Source organism: Faecalibacterium longum, assembly GCF_040094125.1.
In the GTDB taxonomy this organism is placed as follows: Bacteria; Bacillota; Clostridia; order Oscillospirales; family Ruminococcaceae; genus Faecalibacterium; species Faecalibacterium longum.
In genome coordinates this window covers 1-17,483 of the sequence record NZ_JBBNIH010000177.1, presented here as the reverse complement: position 1 = coordinate 17,483, position 17,483 = coordinate 1, and the positions used below count along the sequence as shown (strand labels likewise).

The following is a 17,483-nucleotide window of genomic DNA, read 5'->3' as shown; positions in this document are numbered from 1 at the left end:
GGGATACAATGAACGCAAAAGAGCGATTTTATTCCGGATTAGCAAAAGAAACGATTGGGAAAATCACCTCGAACACAGATAACTGGACTTCGTTTTTGAGAACGATGTCCCGCAACTATGAGTTCACCTATCCGGAACAGGTGATGATTTATGCTCAGCGCCCCAATGCGACCTTTTGCAAGCCCTATGAGGACTGGAACGCTGAAAATTACCGCAGATATGTAAAGCGTGGCTCTACCGGCATTGCTCTGTTTGTGATGAACAGGGATAAACCGTATCTGCGCTATGTGTTTGATGTGGCGGATACCGGCGTTCGCCGTTCTTCCCCGGAACTGAAACCGTGGGAGGTGACGCCTGAAAACCGCTCCTATGTCATGGAAGCGATGGAGCGTACCTTCGGTGTTGCCGCTGACGGGGTACTGGAAGCACAGCTTGAAGATATTGCATCCGCACTGGCGGCTGAGTATTGGGACGATTACAAAAAGCAGTTCCTCGACATCGTTGCCAACAGCTTCCTTGAGGAGTATGATGAACTCAACATCGAAGTAGCTTTCAAAAATGCGGTGGCAAACAGCGTATCCTATACGATGTATTGCCGGTTCGTGGAAAGTCCCGACAACTACTTCGAGCATGAGGATTTCCAGAAGGTGTTTGATTTTAACACCAGACAGACGGTAAATGCCCTTGGTACTGCGGTGAATGCCATCAGCACAAGGATGTTTCAGGAAATCGAAAAAGCGATTGGAGAACATGAGCAGATTAAAGCTACCGAAAGGAGTACAGATTATGAGCGAGATGACTTACAGACAGGCCGGAGATTATCAGATTCCGAACCTTCAGTTGGAGAACGAGGGAGAGAAACCTCTGGGCAAGTACGGCAGGATGCGTCGAGCATTTTTGGAACAGAACAATCCGATGCTCCTGAACGACATGATTCTGACGGAGAGCCTGTTCCCGCACCTGTGGGAGATCGAGGAAACAGCGAAAGCCAGAGTGGAGTTTCTGATGGAGCAGTACCTGAAGGACAGCCCCGCACCGGACAAGGAAACGCAGCAGATGGCGTGGGTGCAGCACATGAACAGCCTGAAAGCACAGGCGGAGGAAGTCGTGATGACGGAGCTTATCAACAGCTGAGTCTGAACCTTTTCCTCTCCGAAAATGAACAAATCAGTTTTATCGACCGAGCAGAGAGCTTTACGCCCTCTGCTTTTTCTTTTGCCCAGGAAGAAATCGACCACTTCCTTCTGCTTGGTAGCAATACCGATGAAGCCCGAAAAGTCGTAGCGCTGGAATATATGAAGCAGAAGCCGTTGGAAGAAATCGTTCAGACCTTAAAGCAGGTCTATCACGGCGGCTATGGTCTGAAAGAAGATAGCGGGAATATCTGTGCGTGGTATGCCGAGGACGGTATCCACCTTGCCAAAGGTTCCTCTGCCATTGACAGCCCCAGAGCGCAGATCGTTTCTTGGGAAACGGTTGCCGAGCGCATTGGAGAACTGCTTGAAAATGGTCGGTTCGCAACTAATGTGGAACTGGTAGAAGCATCCGGATATGAGCGTCAGAAGTTGGCAGAATCCCTGTGGCATCTTTATCACGATTTGAGTGAAGAAGCCCGTTCCAGCAACTATCTGGCAATTCTTCATCAGGAACCGTTTCGTGGTTTCCCTGACGAAACCGCAGACTTGGCTGAAAAGTTGGATGACCCTCGTTTCCACGCAACCTTGGTACAGCAGTATTCGGAATTTAGAAAAACCCTTGCGGAAAATCCCGATCTGCTTCGTTTTCACTATCACAAGCTGAATCTCATTCAGAAACAGCTGTATGAGTTGAATATGCCTTTGCGTGAGTATCAGACCGATATGATGCAGATGCCCCTTGTCCGCCAGTTCATTACGGATGATGAAGTCAATGCAGACTTGACCCGTGGAAGCGGCTTTTCCGGTGGTAAAGCCCGTATTTATAACTACTGGCAGGAGAATCATTCTGCCAAGGAAAAGATGGACTTCCTGAAGCATGAATACGGAACCGGTGGTCATTCCCATGCCTGCTCTGGTGCAACGCACAGCGGTCAGGATCACGATGCCAAGGGTGTTGCTTACACCAAGAGCGGTTGCGATAAATTGCAGATGTCCTGGGCGCAGGTGGTGCAGAGAATCGACGGTCTGATACGAAAGGGACGCTACCTCAGCCCGGAGGAAGAAGCGGAACGACAGGCTATCGAAGAAGCTAAAACTGATCCGTTGGAAGATGTTTATGACCGTTTCGCAGTGATTGATACCGAGGATGGCGAGTATGCGATCTGGGATAATCAGACCGATGACTACTATGTAGACCCGGAAGGCGTTACGGAATACTTCACGGACGAATGGCTTGCCAATGACTATTTGGAGGAAGTTCGTCAGTCCGTAGCTGCGATGGAGTCGGTTCAGCCAGAAGCGCCTGTGGCAGAGCCTGCCGAAGTTGTGGAAGCATCTGCTTCCGAGGAACCGAAATGGAATTATCAGGTCGGTGACACGGTATATCTGGACGATACAGCTTTCCGTGTGGAGCAGATCACGGACAGAGAAGTTCAGCTGCGTGACCCTACGCTTGCTTATCCCATCTTCCGTGCCGAGAATCGTGAGAATTTCGAGCGTATGCTCTCTCAGGACGAAAGAAACCATGCGGTAAGGGTTGATGCCCAAACCGAAGAAAAGCCCGTTACAGAGGATTTTCTGGGCAAAACCGAACCGAGGGACTACACCCCTGAGTATCAGCTGTTAGACCGTCTGCGTATGGACTGCGAATACTTCCTTGGTGCAGGACAGCACAGCGAAAAGCATCTGTGGGCAGGCAACCGCCATGCACAGATTGCCAAGATGCGTGAGCTGTATGAAATGATTCCCGACAAACCAGAATGGCTGACACCTGAGATGATTAACAGCTACGAGGAGCGCATGGCTCCCCGCTATCTGGTTGCCGCCTACCATCACTTTGAAAACGGCTTCGATGATAAACTGGACTACTACACTCTGGAAGAAGCGGAAAAAGCTGCCCAGGGCTATGTGGACGGAACCATGGAGGATGACGGATTCAAGTACGATGGTGCTGCCGTTTACGATCAGCAGGAGCATAAGTGCATCCGTATCTATGGGGACTACCCTGACGAAAAGGCACACGCACAGGTCAGAGCCAGTGCGGAACCCGAACAGCAGGAACCGGAACACTTCATCGATCATTTTTATGTTGCCGAGGACATTCAGAAGCGGGGTGCGCTGGACATCAAGGAATACAGTTCCTTTGATGATGCCCTGCGAGCCTACTATGCACTTCCTGACACGCAGAGAAAAGCCCTGGGTGCAATGAATACCAGAGATCTGCCGGGTAGTCTGGACTTCGTACAGTGCGTAGATGGAAAGGACACCATCATTCAGGATTATGCCCAGGTGGACGGATGGCAGAATGCCGAAGTCATGGACATTATCGCTCAGCTTGAGCAGTCCATCACCACCAGAGAAATCCCACCTGTTCCTGCGGTGAACTTCCACATCACGGATGACAACATCGGTGAAGGTGGACCGAAGCAGAAATTCGCAAGAAACATCGCAGCCATTGAAACTCTGTTCAAACTGGAAAGCGAGAACAGGAACGCCACTACCGAAGAACAGGAGATTTTGTCGAATTATGTCGGTTGGGGCGGTCTGGCAGATGCCTTTGACCCGGACAAGGGAAATTGGGCGAAGGAGTATCAGACACTGAAAAACCTGCTTTCCGAAGATGAATATGCTGCGGCAAGAGCTTCCACCCTGAACGCACATTACACCAGCCCTACGGTCATTCGCTCCATCTACGATGCGGTCGGACAGATGGGCTTTGAAACAGGAAATATTCTGGAGCCTGCTATGGGTATCGGCAACTTCTTTGGTATGCTCCCTCCTGAAATGCAGAGCAGCCGTTTGTATGGTGTGGAACTGGATTCCATCACCGGCAGAATTGCTCAGAAGCTCTATCCCAACGCAGAAATCAAAGTAGCCGGTTTTGAAACGACAGACCGCCGAGACTTTTACGATCTGGCTGTGGGTAATGTCCCTTTCGGCAACTACAAAGTGTCCGACAAGCCGTATGACAAGCTGGGATTCTCCATTCACAACTATTTCTTTGCCAAGGCTTTGGATCAGGTTCGTCCCGGTGGTGTGGTCGCTTTTGTGACAAGCCGTTACACCATGGATTCCAAGAACTCTGACGCAAGGCGATATATGGCGCAGAGGGCGGAACTGCTTGGTGCAATCCGTCTGCCAAACGATGCCTTTAAGAAAAACGCAGGCACGGAAGTCGTGTCCGACATCCTGTTCCTGCAAAAGCGTGACCATCCGATTGACATTGTACCGGAATGGGTAAACCTTGACCGCACCGAAGAAGGACACACCATGAACAGCTACTTTGTCGCTCATCCTGAAATGGTTCTGGGCGATACGGTGGAAGAAAGTACCGCCTACGGCATGGACATTACAGTGCGTCCCATTGAGGGCATGGAACTGTCCGAACTTCTGAAAGAAGCAGTTTCCCACATCCAAGGAACCTATCAGGCTGTGGAGCTTCCCGAAGCTGACAAGGGTAAGGAAATCGAAACCATTCCTGCAACCCCGGATGTAAAGAATTTCTCTTATACCGTGGTGGATGGCAATGTGTACTTCCGTGAAAACTCCCTGATGCGCCGTGTAGACCTGAATGAGAAAGCAAAAGACCGTGTGATGGGCATGGTGGAACTTCGTGGTATCGTCAACGAGCTGATCGAATATCAGCTTGAGGATTACCCGGATGAAATGATTACTCAGAAACAGGCAGAACTGAATGATGCCTACGATGCGTTTGCCGCAAAGAACGGGCTTATCAATAATCGAGCCAATGGTCAGGCATTTGCTGACGATTCCTCCTACTATCTCCTGTGTTCTCTGGAAAATGTGGATGAGGACGGCAATCTGAAAAGCAAGGCGGATATGTTCACCAAGCGAACCATCAAGCCGGAACGCAGAGTGACGAGCGTGGATACGCCGTCCGAAGCTCTGGCAATCTCTATCGGTGAGCGTGGCAAGGTGGATTTGCCGTTTATGGCACAGCTGCTTGGAACACCTGGAGAATACGATGCGATTCAGGCAGAGCTTCGAGGGGTGATCTTCAAAGACCCGATGGCTCCCGATGCTGTGGAAGTTGGATGGCAGACTGCCGATGATTACCTTTCCGGTGATGTAAGAAGCAAGCTGCGTGTCGCACAGATGGCGGCAGACAGGGATTCTTCCTTCCACATCAATGTGGAAGCCTTGCAGAAAGCACAGCCGAAGGACTTGGATGCGTCCGAGATTGATGTGCGTTTGGGTGCAACATGGATTGATGCCGATTATATTCAGCAGTTCATGGAGGAAACCTTTGAAACGCCGTATTACTTGCGCCGTTCCATTGAGGTCAAGTTCTCCGAGCTGACCGCAGAGTGGCGCATCAACGGTAAGAGTTCTCCCAACTACAACGATGTGGCGGCGTATGTCACCTACGGTACAGAGCGAGCCAACGCATATCGGATTCTGGAGGAAACGCTGAATCTGAAGGATATTCGTATCTATGATACGATTGAAGATGCAGATGGTAAGCAGAAGCGTGTCCTCAATAAAAAAGAAACTACCCTGGCACAGCAGAAACAGCAGGCAATCAAGGATGCGTTCCGAGATTGGATTTGGAGAGATCCGCACAGACGAGAAACCCTTTCCACCAAGTACAACGAACTTTTTAACTCCACCAGACCTCGTGAGTATGATGGCTCTCATATCCGTTTCGGCGGCATGAACCCGGATATTACCCTCCGTGAACACCAGAGAAATGCTATCGCTCATGTGCTATATGGTGGAAATACGCTGCTTGCACACGAAGTTGGTGCGGGCAAGACCTTCGAGATGGCTGCATCGGCTATGGAGAGTAAACGGCTTGGATTGAGCCAGAAATCCCTGTTCGTTGTGCCGAATCACTTGACCTTACAGTGGGCAAACGAGTTCCTGCACCTCTATCCGAGTGCCAAGCTCCTTGTTGCCACCAAGAAGGATTTTGAAACAGCAAACCGTAAGAAGTTCTGCGCTCGTATCGCAACGGGTGACTATGATGCAGTCATCATCGGTCACAGCCAGTTTGAAAAAATCCCGCTTTCTGCCGAACGACAGGAACGGCAGCTGCGGGAGCAGATTGATGAGATCGAGGGTGCGATTGCGGAGCTGAAATGGCAGCGTGGCGAAAACTTCACGATCAAGCAGATGGAGAAAACACGAAAATCATTGGAAGCCAGACTGGACAAGCTCCTTGCCGCTGACAAGAAAGATGATGTCATTACCTTTGAGCAGTTGGGTGTAGACCGGCTGTTTGTGGACGAAAGCCATGCGTTCAAGAATTTGTTCCTCTACACAAAAATGCGAAATGTGGCAGGTCTGTCCACCTCCGAAGCCCAGAAATCTTCGGATATGTTTATGAAGTGCCGCTATATGGATGAGCTGACCGGCGGGCGTGGTGTGATCTTTGCAACCGGTACTCCAGTAAGTAACTCGATGACCGAGCTTTATACGGTCATGCGCTATCTCCAGTACAGTACGCTCCAGCAAAAGAACCTGACCCATTTTGATTCCTGGGCATCGACCTTCGGAGAAACAACAACTGCGATTGAGCTTGCACCGGAGGGAACCGGCTATCGTGCCAGAACCCGATTTGCGAAGTTCTTCAACCTGCCTGAACTGATGAATATGTTCAAGGAGGTTGCCGACATCAAGACCTCTGACCAGTTGCATCTCCCTGTTCCCGAAGCAAAGTTTGAAACGGTTGTGGTTCAGCCCTCTGAGTACCAGAAGGATATGGTGGCTTCCCTTTCAGAGAGAGCAGCAGATGTTCATGCCGGTATTGTAGACCCGTCCGTCGATAATATGCTCAAGATTACCAGCGACGGACGAAAATTGGGACTGGATCAGCGGCTAATGAACACCCTGTTACCCGATGACCCTGACAGCAAGCTCAATGCCTGCGTGGGAAATATCCTGCGTATCTGGCAGGACGGTCAGGCTGACAAATTGACCCAGTTGGTGTTCTGCGACCTTAGCACACCGAAAAATGATGGAACCTTCAATGTCTATGATGATGTCAAAACCAAGCTGATTGCAAACGGTGTGCCTGCGGAAGAAGTTGCCTTTATCCATGATGCAGATACCGAGGCAAAGAAAAAAGACCTCTTTGCCAAGGTTCGTACCGGGCAGGTGCGAGTGCTTCTTGGCAGTACGCAAAAGATGGGTGCAGGAACCAACGTCCAGGACAAATTGGTGGCAGTTCACCACTTGGATGTGGGTTGGCGTCCGTCTGATATGACCCAGAGAAACGGTCGTATCATCCGTCAGGGCAACCGGAACAAAGAGGTTCAGGTGTATCAGTATGTGACCGAGGGAACCTTCGATGCCTACCTGTATCAGACCTTGGAAAACAAGCAGAAGTTTATTTCTCAGATTATGACCTCCAAATCACCGGTTCGCTCCTGTGACGATGTGGATGAGCAGGCGCTGTCCTATGCGGAGATCAAGGCGCTGTGTGCCGGCAATCCGCTTATCAAGGAAAAGATGGACTTGGACATTGATGTGGCAAGGCTGAAGGTGCTGAAAGCTGACCACCAGAGCCAGCAGTACCGTATGGAAGATAAGCTTCTGAAATACTTCCCGGCTGAGATTGAAAAGCAGACAGGCTATATTCATGGCTTTGAAGCTGATATTAAAACCGTGGAAGCACACCCGCAGATTGCCGATGGCTTTTGCGGCATGGAAATCATGGGCAAAGCCTACACCGAAAAGGCAGATGCCGGTGAAATCCTCCTTGCGGCTTGTAAGGACACGAAAAGTGCCGATCCGGTTCCTCTTGGCAGTTACCGTGGCTTTCAGATGGAGCTTTCGTTTGACAGTTTCCGGAACGAGTTCGATGTGACCCTGAAGGGCGCTGTGAGCCACAGAGTAGCCCTTGGAACGGACGCACGAGGAAATATCACCCGACTGGACAATGCCCTTGCAGGCATCCTTGAGCGCTTAGAACGAGCCAATGAGCAGTTGAATAATCTCTACAATCAGCAGGAAGCAGCCAAGGCGGAGGTTGGAAAACCGTTCCCGCAGGAAGCAGAGCTGACAGCCAAAAGTCAGCGACTGGCAGAACTGGATGCAGCCCTGAATATGGAGGACTCTGTGGAAAATCGTGACGAAAGAAGCGAGTCAGAGCGTCCTTCTGTGTTGGCTGATCTGAAATCCAAAGCGGAGCATATCCCGCCTGCAAAATACTCTGAAACCCGTGAGGAGGTGTTGTAATGGCAAAGCGAGATCAGGATGTTCATTTCCTTGCATCCAAGGAGGAGGTCGAGCGAATCCATGAGAAGATGGACGAGCTTGGCATCCGCAGCATGGGAGCCTATCTGCGGAAAATGGCTCTGGATGGTTACTGTATCAGACTGGATTTGCAGGATGTGAAAGCCCTGGTTTCGCTCCTGCGAATCTGCTCCAACAACCTGAACCAGTACGCAAAGCGAGCGAACGAAACAGGCAGCATCTATCGTGCTGACATTGAGGATTTGCAAAAACGGCTGGAGGAGATCTGGACGGACATGAGAGAAGTTCTTGTTCGCCTGTCCTCAATCCAGTAATCCGACAACTTGTTGGGAAGTCGCAGTTTCGGCTGCGGCTTTTACATAAGGGTTGACATCATTGCGTTATGGCAGATACCCTTGTACAATATAATTAAAAGAAAGGGGTTGAGCCTATGAAGCTGGTATTGAAGATATTGGCACTGCCGGTGCTGTTCGTTGTAAAAGTGATTTGCATTCTTGGAAATCTGCTTACAAATGTTGTGTCCTATGTAATTGGTTTATTGCTCTTGGTCATTGGCGGATCTGCGATTTACTGCATTGTAAAGGCTTTGTGGCAGTCCCTGCTTATTCTTGTGGTTCTTGGAATTGCGACAATAGCAGCGGTGTTCTTGCTCGTCTGGGCTGTTATGAAAGTCGAGAATATTGGAGAAAGTCTGGGAGCATTTATCAGGTCATAAGATAATATCAGAGAAAAGTCACCGACCGGTGGCTTTTTCTTTTTGGGAAGGAAGTGATGGGAATGGCAGCGACAAGATTGATTGCACTCCATGTGAATAAGGGAAAGACGGTCGCTCAATGTTTGGCAGACAGAACCGACTACTCACAAAATGCCGCAAAAACCAATGATGGCGAATTTATCAGTTCCTATGAGTGTGATCCAAAGACAGCAGATGAGGAATTTCTGCTTTCCAAACGGCAGTATCAGCATATTACCGGCAGACAGCAGAAGAACAATATCATCGCATACCAGATACGCCAGTCCTTTAAGCCGGGAGAAATCACCCCGGAAGAAGCGAACCAAGTCGGCTATGAAACAGCGATGCGATGGACAAAGGGAAAACACGCTTTCATCGTTGCGACCCACATCGACAAATCCCACATTCACAATCATATCATTTATAATTCGACCTCGCTGGATGCCACACGGAAATTCAAAAACTTCTTTCTTTCCGGTCTGGCGGTGCAAAGACTCAGTGATATGGTTTGCCTGGAACACGGGCTGTCCATTATTACACCGAAGCCGTATCGGGAGCGCCAGAAAAGAACTGTTTATCCCAAGAAGCGTACCCAGCGTGACGAATTATGTGATGCGATTGATGCGGTGCTGAAGCAGAAACCAAAGAGCTTTGATGGCTTTGTTCAGGCTCTGGCTGACATGGGATTTGAGTTCAAGGATGGAAAGCAGCCTGCGTTCAAGGGCGAGAATCAGAAGCGTTTCATTCGGCTGCGTTCCCTGGGCGAAGGATATAGCAAAGAGGAAATTCAAGCGGTTATCTCCGGCAAGAACCTGCACAAATCAAAAGGCGGCTCTGCCAAGGCTCCTGCCCCGAAGCAGTTCCAGATGCTGATTGATATTCAGGCAAAGATGGCCGAGGGCAAGACGGTCGGTTATGAAAAGTGGGCGAAGAAGTTCAACCGAAAAGAAGCTGCCCGAACGGTAATCCTACTGAAAGAAAAAGGCTTGGGCAACTACGACGATCTGACTGCTCATATTGAAAATCTGTCTGCCCGGTTCGATGCGCTTTCTGATTCTATCAAGGTCGCAGAGAAACGTATGGTTGAGGTTCAGGCGTTGCAGCAGCACATCAAAAATTATCGCAACACAAGGCAAATTTATATCGAGTACCGCAAGTCTGGATATAGCAAAAAATTCTTTGAAGAACACCGTCAGGAAATCACAATTCATAAAGCGGCGAAGCAAGCCTTTGATGAATTGCAGATTACAAAGCTCCCGTCCATGCAATCATTGTATGAGGAGTTTCATCAGCTGGCAGTCCAGAAAAAGCAGGACTACGCTGAGTACCGTCAGATCAGAAAAGAGAAAGAAGAACTGCTGATTGCCAAACGGACGGTTGAAACGATTTTGAATATCGACAGGCAGAAAGAGCAGGAAAAAGAGAAAGAGAAAGAGGAAAAGAAGAACTTCCGTTAAAGCAAAAAGCCACGGTCTGCACTCCCCAAAGGGTGCGGATCGTGGCTGCTTTTTTGCTTTTCGATTTCGGTGCTTTCAACCATTGGCAAATTTTTATTCTACTGTTCTTTGAGAAACGATTGAAAATCGTGTAGCCATCATCGGCAGATGATGTTCAAAGGGGATTGGGGATGCTTCCCCAACAAGCAAATTTGCGAAGATTGCACCGAAGGGAAAATCGAGAAAATGAGTGAACCTGTACAGGTTTACACTGCTTGCCAATTTGTGAGATTATGAATTTAGTATCGAGAATAGGGTACACCTAAATTTTGCAATGCTGCAACCCTATCATCGTTGCATGGATGAGTTGAGTATATTGCACTGAGAAAACCATCATGCGGAACATCTGAGATATGTTGGTCTAATACCGTCGCTAATTCAAGACCAAAACCAATTTTATAAGCAAATTCATCAGCCAGATACTCATTTTGTCTCATAGACCACATCAGAAAAAGCATACAGAACTTTACCCATAACCAAGAAAGTGCTGTTGATATTCCTGCGAAAACTGCGGTAATTATACCCATTACACCACTACGAGAGCATATTGCGAACAGCCCCATGATTGCAGAAAAAATCCAGTAGGATATTTTGATTAACAGGAGGCACCCGGATATAAATATATTGCCCCCGCCAATCAATAATTGGATAACAGTATGTCCGTATGAGAGATGTCCGATCTCATGGGCGAGAATTCCAAGTATCATATCATCGGAGAGTAAAAGCAATCCGTCAGTTATGCATAGTGTTTGCCTACCTAGAGCAAATGCATTTGGAGCAGGATCATGGATAATCTTCACTTTCACTTTTTTAGGACAGTATGATGTGTTCTCTTTTGCTTTATCTAAAACATATTGAACCAGCGGGACAACTCGAAGTTTTATATCTACTCTTTTTATATCGCTTGCTCCTGCGAAGGCAGCCAGGCACATTTCGCCTAATGGGGATAAGCTGATAGCTACTGTGAAAAAGTAAATACAAATCAGTTCAACAATGCTTCCTGACGAACCGAACACAGCAACAATCAGCAGAATATTAAGAGTAAAGAACAGAAGAGTTCCTAAGTTTGAGAAGCGAACAATTCTGCCTACACGATGCCAAATATCCATAATGCACCCCCCTTTTATCGTGTTGTTGGTTTGAGCTTGCATTGTTTAATTACTCAAATGTAAAGAAATCTTTGTTTCGCTCTTTGAACAGAGCAAAGACAGTCTCTAACACAAATTCGTTTTCAACACCAACATATTCTTCTGTTTCATCGTCAATTTCTTTCAGCTGCAAAATAACAACTTGCCCATCCGAATCTCCAATAGGAAGCAGGACAACATATTCGTTCTGGCGATACGGTATTAAGTCAAGAAATTCAAATTCAACTTCGTTCCCATTCTCATCATTCAAAGTTATAATGTTGTCTTCATCCATGTCGTCGTTCCTTTTCTTAATATAAATAATTATCGTTGATAATGATGCCTAATAGTTCAAAGAGATTATCCTTTTTGGAAAGAATGCATTTTTTCATGGCTTGTTTAATTTGTTCCGTTGAAATGCTATCAGGCAACATTTCCCTTGGGACACCATGACCGAATTGCCGAAAATACTGTTCTTCGATTTCATAATACTCATTATCAATTTTCGGTTCAGGTGTATTAAGGAAGCTATTCATAAAATCTGCAACGCTCTTGTTTTTGTCCATTGTATGCACCTACCTTTCTCTGCTCAAGACCCTAACATGATTATCTGGTCTAATAGAATCAATCATTGAAGAAAAAATACCAAACGCTGTAGGAAAGAAATTTGCTAATAGCTCTAATTTGCCTTGGTCTCCCATAGACGCTTCAAAAAAGTGGGCAAAGGCTTCTGCTTGTAGATTGCCCGGTCTCGTCCAATAGTTCCTTGAGTGACCATAATTTCCGTGCAATTGACCATTTGTTGTCGCATCAATTAAGTCCGAGAAGGAGTGAGCTGAATCCTGCCTAATACGGGTCAGAAAAGCAGTTTGCTTTTCCACTGGAAGATTGTTATATAAGCTCAGGATTCTTTGTCCGTCCTCAACCAGTGCCTCAGCAAATTCTGGAGTATTGGATAGATTGCTCCGATAGTTGCACGAAGCATGGTCGATCATGTGAGCAAGCTCGTGGAAATAAGTTGTTCCTGCACCTCTTGGATTTGTCATATCAGAAGCTGCATTGTAGTAGACTCCTCGTGAATGCCCTATATAATTTCCCGGTGAGTAATGTGCTGTCTGATCCGGTGGATATTCAGAATCTTGTATCATCAGTTTACCAGCGAAATGGTCAAACACTTCTCTGACATTCTGCTCTGCATTTTCATGGCGTTGTGATATAACAGCGATATATCCGTCTGGTGTGCTACCTTGGGTTAGCACGCCAAGGCAATACTGATAAGACGAATTACCAACATTAGGTGTTTGCAGACCCTGGAGGAAAGAATTTCGTGCAGAAGGAGTGTCCAAATTAACATTATCATATTCTTGTACACTTTTGGCAAGTGAAGCAACGTATTTTTCGGCCTGAAGCATAATCTGTAAAATATCATTCAGGGCTTTGTTGCAATCTTTTACGATAGTTCCCAGCTCATCGTACTTCTTGTCATTCCATCCAATTCCCAATTGCTGATATTTCATCTTCACAGAACTTCTTGTAGTTTCGATAGAAGAAATGGAGGTCCGCATATTTTTCAGTATTGTCAGTAATTGAGTTGCATCAGCATTTACGTTGCTCAAACACTCACCTCCTCATTTGTTAATCATTTCGAGTGTAGCTACCTGTTACTAAAACCGGGATATATGTATCAAGCGATTGAGCTGCAAGTGTTCGATGTCGCCCATCACTCTGAAATACATAATAAGAACCTACCTGCGCAACCTGGACAGGATTATTGTAATAGCTACGAATGGTATCATCTAACACTGGGTTTTGTGAAAGCTCATCCAAAGACATTCCTGACTCAGTATTTTGACGAACATCTTGGATGTGCGAAGCTCGCCTTAGAATGTTTTCTCTCGACCATCCCTCTCGACCATTCCGTGTCCAAAATCCTTCCGGGTTCCCAAGTTCTCGGTCACTGAGATAAACTCCTTCAATATCCCTTGCTCTAACGTATACGAGTTCTGGATTTTCATTTCGAGAAAAGGTATAGTTCCCGTTCTCCCAATAATCTCGATATTCTTCATAGTGATTTCCACGGGAAAAATATCGTTCAGCTGATAGTCTGTCTTGAACAAATGCAAGATTAGAACCAAAGGTATTTGACTCAAAGGTGGTTGTATCTGCACTTGATGGTGTAACAGCAAAACTACTGGTCTGAGGTGTGCTTGCAGATATTCCATTTGTAGATCCTAGTTGAACACTTTCGTATTCACTAAGGCTCTTGGCGAGTAAAGCCACATATTTTTCTGCTTGAAGCATAATTACCAATATGTCATTGAGAGCCTTGTTGCAGTCTCTTACAACCACGCCCAACTCGTTGTATTTTTTATCTTGCCATCCAGCACCTAACTGTTCATATTTCATCTTTACAGATTTTTTGGTAGTTTCGATGGAGGAAATGGAATCCTGCATTTTTTTCAGCATTGCGAATAGCTGAACGGAGTCAGCATTTACCATACTCATTTCATCACCTCCTGGCAGCGGATTTTGTGAAGTGCAAAGCGGCGATGTGTCAGGAAAGTCTGACACATCACTGCTTCGGCAAGATTTAATTTAGAGAGGAAAGAAATTGTTCCAACTCAGCAGCGGTCGGTGCAATGTACGGTTTCATCTGGTAAGTATCCTTAACACCGTCTGTGAAGTATACGCTCCTTTCTTTTTTCGTTTTGTTGGTTCATTTTCGCCAGTGTGTTCGTGTCGTTTGCTGTGACGAGAACGCAACATAGACACAAAGAAAACACAAGGGCGAGCTTGCTCGTTTATATACCCTTGTGTTTTCGACTGGATATGTTAAGGTAACAAACAGTAAATGACACGTTACAGACTGCAAAATGTACCAACTGAAAAAAGAAAGAATACCGTTGTGTGCTTTATTTCTCGATCAGCTTTTCAAACATGAGGAAAGGTTTTTATAAAAAAAGAGTAGTTACCGTTTTTTGGTAACTACTCTTTTCCTTTTTTAAGGTTTAAAGTCCTGGAAGTTTAGGTGTTTTGGGTATTGGTGGTGTAGGTAGCTGCAAGCTTTCCAATTTTTGTTGAATTGCTTTAAATTCAGGGGTTTCTTGGTGTTGATTTTGAACCATTTTTTGCTCTATTCTCTCCAAAGTCGGTTGAATTTCTTTCCCTGATACTTTACGATTTAATTCTCTTTCTAAGGTCTCTTTCGGACTAATGGAAGGCGTTTCTAAACTTGAATAGAAGTTTCACTCCTTCTCTATTATAAAGCCTTATATCGCTAAATAAGCCCGTTTTATGAAGGGTTTCTAAGCTGAAATGAACGGGTTTACACCCGGCCTTGACCTCCGCCCGCTGTCCCGCTGAATGGGTGGACAAGGCGGCCAATCCCTCAAAGTGCTTGGACGCTCTCTTTCTGATTTTGGAGCGTTTCTTTTCTAAAAATTGAAATGGGCGGGAAGCCATTTTAGGGCTTTCCCGCCTTGATTACTTTTTAGCAAAGACGGGCGTGACTGTCAACGGCGGCGCATGAAATGCGCCGTTCATCTTGACCGTTGACTGGCTCGGCTGGCTTTGCTATCTTCCTGACAAATGGGAATGTCTAAGATAGTAAAGACGTCCCACATGCAACTCTTTCTTTTATTGCGGAAACCGTATCTTTAATTGTGAATGTAGTTGTGTCTATGACATTTGATTCATATATCCCCAAACCGGAAAATTGCTCCCACATTGTTTCCACTAATTCAATATTTGTTTTTCTATCTAATTTTGAGCGTTCCACAGCTCGCTTCATAGTTTCTTTTTTACTCGCTCTTAATACAATATAGTGTACCTCGTAATCTTCTTGGGCAAGAGCTTTCCATGGCTCCAAAAACCATGGCCCGACAATCCCATCTACAATTACATCATATCCGCCACGAGCATATCGCTTTGCAGCTTCTAAAAAGGCTTCAATGACAACCAGATTTTGCTTGTTGGATTCTGGCAAATGTGGTGGTATTGCGCCTTTGCTTAAGTAATGAAAAAAGTCATCGGTGTGCATATGCACTGATTTATCCATATCTGATTCCTTTGCGACAATTGACGCAGTTGTTGTTTTTCCTGTCCCCGGTGAGCCTGTAATCACAATAATTCTTCCTTGATTCATCTGTATTTTCCCTCACAATTTGAATTTATCACTTTGTTCCTGCCTGCTCAATCATCTTCTTCGCAAACTGGTTTTCCCTGACCCTGATTGCCCACCAAGTAAAAAAGCGGTTGGCGATTCAACCGCTTTTTTACTTGAACCAATTCTTCTAAATTATCATTTAAGCGATTCTCAAACTGTTTGTCAGTAAAATTGACTATATTTGCCATATTAAGCCACTTTCTCTTTATTCAAAACTTGTTTTGAGTAACGATTCATTGACCGCCAATACTCATGAACGGCTTGTAATTCTTCTAAAGAATAATCAAAAAGATTTACACGTTTTGCAAGCTTTAATTGGTTTAATAAATTGACTTCCAATAATTGAGAGTCATTTTTATTTAATTCATGGTTCAAAACATAGTTTAATTATTTCCTCCCGTTAAATAATAGATAACTATTAAAAATAGACAATACTTGCTCATAAGTAACGGTACTTAAATTGTTTACTTTGGCGTGTTTCATTGCTTGATGAAACTGATTTTTAGTAAACAGTTGACGATATTCTCGATTGACCCATTTTGAAACAAAGTACGTATATAGCTTCCAATATTTATCTGGAACATCTGTGGTATGGCGGGTAAGTTTTATTAAGACACTGTTTACTTTTGGTTTAGGATGAAAGCATTCCGCTGGCAGCTTAAGCAATTGCTGAATCGAGACTTGAGTGTGCAAGAGCAACCCTAGTGTTCGGTGAATATCCAAGGTACGCTTGTAGAATCCTTCTTCAACAATCAGATAGATGTCAGACGCATGGCTTTCAAAAACCACTTTTTTAATAATTTGTGTGCTTAAATGGTAAGGAATACTCCCAACAATTTTATACCTCTGTTTGTTAGGGAATTGAAACTGTAGAATATCTTGGTGAATTAAAGTGACACGAGTATTCAGTTTTAATTTTTCTGACGATAAGTTGAATAGATGACTGTCTAATTCAATAGACGTTACCTGTTTACTTATTTTAGCCAGTTTCGTCGTTAAATGCCCTTTACCTGTTCCAATTTCGTAAACGGTATCGGTTTCTTTTAAATTCAATTGTTTTATTATTTGGTTGAGTACTTTTTCACTCGTTAAAAAGTTTTGAGAATATTTTATATTTTTGTTCATGTAATATCCCTTTTTATTTGCTGTGAATATTCGCTCATTTTTCTTCCTCAATAAAAACTCTACCAGCTAACCAACATTCGTCTAATTCATTTGGGAATAATTCAAGCTGGCGAATCATATAATGTGTACTTGGAATGTAATCAAAATAAAACAATAGTGCTAGATATAAACTCCATGGAATTGGGCGTGTCCGATTTTCGTAGGCACTATAAGTTTGTCGTGAAATACCAACAGCCGAAGCAATTTCTTCTTGTGATGCACCAACTTTTCCTCTGAGTGCGGGTAACTCAATCGCCAATTGAGTGGCCAAGTTCTCTTTCTCATCTTTACTAAAATTCCAAAACTGCTTATAAGCATCTCGCCCTACAAATTGAATCAATAAATCTCCTCCTGGGTATACTCTTTCGTAGAGTACATTACTCCACGAATCGCATTCTTCTCTGTTTTTTTTAGTTTATATCTTTATTTTACAAATTGTCG

General features: G+C 45.4%; 14 protein-coding genes. 4 read left to right on the top strand and 10 right to left on the bottom strand.

The window, feature by feature from the left end; all coding sequences use genetic code 11:
* Positions 1-8: 8 nt before the first annotated feature.
* The 4 genes from AAAU26_RS13880 to AAAU26_RS13865 all read left to right on the top strand — a co-directional run bounded on the left by AAAU26_RS13880 (position 9) and on the right by AAAU26_RS13865 (position 10,547).
* Complete coding sequence (locus AAAU26_RS13880; protein WP_002304391.1) at positions 9-8,339, top strand: LPD11 domain-containing protein; 8,331 nt, start codon at positions 9-11, stop codon at positions 8,337-8,339.
* Positions 8,339-8,671, top strand: a complete 333-nt coding sequence (locus AAAU26_RS13875; RefSeq protein WP_002578947.1) for a plasmid mobilization protein — start codon at positions 8,339-8,341, stop codon at positions 8,669-8,671. Before AAAU26_RS13880 ends, AAAU26_RS13875 begins: the two co-directional genes overlap by 1 nt.
* A 116-nt stretch (positions 8,672-8,787) precedes the next feature.
* Positions 8,788-9,072, top strand: coding sequence for a hypothetical protein (locus tag AAAU26_RS13870; RefSeq protein ID WP_002578946.1), 285 nt, complete (start codon positions 8,788-8,790; stop codon positions 9,070-9,072).
* Between the two features lie 62 nt (positions 9,073-9,134).
* Positions 9,135-10,547 (top strand): relaxase/mobilization nuclease domain-containing protein, encoded by a 1,413-nt coding sequence (locus AAAU26_RS13865; protein WP_002578945.1) that lies wholly within the window; start codon positions 9,135-9,137, stop codon positions 10,545-10,547.
* 278 nt (positions 10,548-10,825) lie between these two features.
* On the opposite strand, the gene AAAU26_RS13860 is transcribed toward AAAU26_RS13865, so the two are convergent.
* The 10 genes from AAAU26_RS13860 to AAAU26_RS13810 all read right to left on the bottom strand — a co-directional run bounded on the left by AAAU26_RS13860 (position 10,826) and on the right by AAAU26_RS13810 (position 17,382).
* Entirely contained in the window at positions 10,826-11,695 is an 870-nt protein-coding gene (locus AAAU26_RS13860) for a zinc metalloprotease HtpX (RefSeq protein ID WP_002588966.1), read from the bottom strand.
* Positions 11,696-11,744: 49 nt separating this feature from the next.
* Positions 11,745-12,008, bottom strand: coding sequence for a DUF1292 domain-containing protein (locus AAAU26_RS13855; RefSeq protein WP_002304397.1), 264 nt, complete (start codon positions 12,006-12,008; stop codon positions 11,745-11,747).
* A 16-nt stretch (positions 12,009-12,024) separates the two neighbouring features.
* Positions 12,025-12,279 (bottom strand): hypothetical protein, encoded by a 255-nt coding sequence (locus AAAU26_RS13850; RefSeq protein ID WP_002588965.1) that lies wholly within the window; start codon positions 12,277-12,279, stop codon positions 12,025-12,027.
* Positions 12,280-12,288: 9 nt separating this feature from the next.
* Complete coding sequence (locus AAAU26_RS13845; RefSeq protein ID WP_002304399.1) at positions 12,289-13,329, bottom strand: hypothetical protein; 1,041 nt, start codon at positions 13,327-13,329, stop codon at positions 12,289-12,291.
* 19 nt (positions 13,330-13,348) lie between these two features.
* Positions 13,349-14,218: a hypothetical protein gene (locus tag AAAU26_RS13840; RefSeq protein WP_002578944.1), complete on the bottom strand. Its 870-nt coding sequence runs from the start codon at positions 14,216-14,218 to the stop codon at positions 13,349-13,351.
* Between the two features lie 1,093 nt (positions 14,219-15,311).
* Positions 15,312-15,857, bottom strand: coding sequence for a P-loop nucleotide/nucleoside kinase family protein (locus AAAU26_RS13830; RefSeq protein WP_002304402.1), 546 nt, complete (start codon positions 15,855-15,857; stop codon positions 15,312-15,314).
* Between the two features lie 47 nt (positions 15,858-15,904).
* Positions 15,905-16,066, bottom strand: a complete 162-nt coding sequence (locus tag AAAU26_RS13825; protein ID WP_002304403.1) for a hypothetical protein — start codon at positions 16,064-16,066, stop codon at positions 15,905-15,907.
* A 1-nt stretch (position 16,067) separates the two neighbouring features.
* Positions 16,068-16,253 (bottom strand): epsilon antitoxin, encoded by a 186-nt coding sequence (locus tag AAAU26_RS13820; protein ID WP_002293774.1) that lies wholly within the window; start codon positions 16,251-16,253, stop codon positions 16,068-16,070.
* Between the two features lie 12 nt (positions 16,254-16,265).
* Entirely contained in the window at positions 16,266-17,033 is a 768-nt protein-coding gene (gene erm(B) / locus AAAU26_RS13815) for a 23S rRNA (adenine(2058)-N(6))-methyltransferase Erm(B) (RefSeq protein WP_255420040.1), read from the bottom strand.
* A gap of 4 nt (positions 17,034-17,037) precedes the next feature.
* Positions 17,038-17,382, bottom strand: coding sequence for a helix-turn-helix domain-containing protein (locus tag AAAU26_RS13810; protein ID WP_198957774.1), 345 nt, complete (start codon positions 17,380-17,382; stop codon positions 17,038-17,040).
* Positions 17,383-17,483 lie beyond the last annotated feature (101 nt).

Bases quoted from the DNA above. Each gene is read 5' to 3' on its own strand.
- AAAU26_RS13880 (WP_002304391.1), top strand. From the start codon at position 9: ATGAACGCAAAAGAGCGATTTTATTCCGGATTAGCAAAAGAAACGATT.
- AAAU26_RS13875 (WP_002578947.1), top strand. From the start codon at position 8,339: ATGGCAAAGCGAGATCAGGATGTTCATTTCCTTGCATCCAAGGAGGAG.
- AAAU26_RS13870 (WP_002578946.1), top strand. From the start codon at position 8,788: ATGAAGCTGGTATTGAAGATATTGGCACTGCCGGTGCTGTTCGTTGTA.
- AAAU26_RS13865 (WP_002578945.1), top strand. From the start codon at position 9,135: ATGGCAGCGACAAGATTGATTGCACTCCATGTGAATAAGGGAAAGACG.
- AAAU26_RS13860 (WP_002588966.1), bottom strand. From the start codon at position 11,695: ATGGATATTTGGCATCGTGTAGGCAGAATTGTTCGCTTCTCAAACTTA.
- AAAU26_RS13855 (WP_002304397.1), bottom strand. From the start codon at position 12,008: ATGGATGAAGACAACATTATAACTTTGAATGATGAGAATGGGAACGAA.
- AAAU26_RS13850 (WP_002588965.1), bottom strand. From the start codon at position 12,279: ATGGACAAAAACAAGAGCGTTGCAGATTTTATGAATAGCTTCCTTAAT.
- AAAU26_RS13840 (WP_002578944.1), bottom strand. From the start codon at position 14,218: ATGAGTATGGTAAATGCTGACTCCGTTCAGCTATTCGCAATGCTGAAA.
- AAAU26_RS13830 (WP_002304402.1), bottom strand. From the start codon at position 15,857: ATGAATCAAGGAAGAATTATTGTGATTACAGGCTCACCGGGGACAGGA.
- AAAU26_RS13825 (WP_002304403.1), bottom strand. From the start codon at position 16,066: ATGGCAAATATAGTCAATTTTACTGACAAACAGTTTGAGAATCGCTTA.